This window comes from Streptomyces colwelliae (assembly GCF_048158785.1).
Classification (GTDB): domain Bacteria; phylum Actinomycetota; class Actinomycetes; order Streptomycetales; family Streptomycetaceae; genus Streptomyces.
Genome location: NZ_JBLTJC010000820.1, coordinates 1 through 1,139, shown reverse-complemented (window position 1 = coordinate 1,139; position 1,139 = coordinate 1). Strand labels below are relative to the sequence as shown.

At 73.9% G+C, this 1,139-nt stretch carries 1 pseudogene; it reads left to right on the top strand.

Annotation, left to right across the window (positions count from 1 at the left end):
- Positions 1-931: 931 nt before the first annotated feature.
- Positions 932-1,139: pseudogene (locus ACNFOC_RS54600) on the top strand (hypothetical protein); the annotation flags it as partial.

The following is a 1,139-nucleotide window of genomic DNA, read 5'->3' as shown; positions in this document are numbered from 1 at the left end:
CCGGTGAAGTGACGGGAGTTGGAAGGGCGGCGGGCGCTGGAGGGACAGCGGGCGTCGGAGAGAAGACGGGAGTTGGAAGGGCGGCAGGCGCCGTCGAGATGGCGGGAGCCGGTAGTGCGGCGGGAGTTGAAGAGGTGAGGCGCGCTGGAGCGGTGGACGGCGGTGCGGAGGCCACCGACGCTTCCGTACGGCAGGGCGTGGGCGGTCCCGGCGAGGGCCCGGCACCGGCGGCGGTCTCGCCCGCGGCCTCCCGTCGTCGGCGACGCACGCGTACCGCCGACGGAGCCGAGGGCAGCCCCCGTCCTTCGGGCGCGGCCGGCCGCCGATCCGGAACGGACGGATCCCGCCCGCGCACACCGGCGCAGGGCACCGCACGCCCCGGCAGCACGCGTTCGCGCACCGCTGGAAAGGCCGATTCGCGGCGCTACGACACCTGCTCGGAGGCGCCGCAGTCGGGGAGCAACGGCGTTGAGGGGGACGGGTGATCAAAGGTTGGGGGAGTGGCAGGCAAATCCGCCGGTCCAGTGACCGGCCCGGTGCGTTCGGAGCTTGGTTCCACGCCTGGCTCCACCGGGTCGTCCGGCTGCCGGCGATGACTCCACAAGCGGTCAGTGTCCCCAGCGCGCGGGCCGACGCTGGACTCGTTGAGGGGTACCCGGCGCGGGAAACGGGCGCGTGTGGCCGACGGTCCGTGCGCCGGGTGGGCAGCCACCGGGACCGGGGCACCGGCGCCGGTTGTCCGTCTCCTCCGGCGCGCCGCCATTCGGTCGGCTTCGCGGGCCGCGGGCGTGACCAGGAGGAGCCCGGTTCCGTTCACCTGAGTGGCGGAACGCCTGAACGGGTCGTGTCGCCGGACAGCCCTTGTCCTCCCGGAACAGTCCATCCGGCGCCGAACACGTCTGAGGCGCACAGAGCGCAGAAGAAGCCGCCCATGCACCAGCCGACTCCGCCCTCCGCCGCCGACGACGACCGCCCTGACTCCGGCAACTCCGAGCCGCGTCCGAGCCGGGGCACCAGCTCACCGGCGCCGTACCGAGGGACCAACTCCGCGCCGCCGTACACGGGCACCGCCGATCCCGAGCATCCACCGCAACCGTCCCACCGACCGCAACCCTCCCACCGACCGCAACCGTCCCATC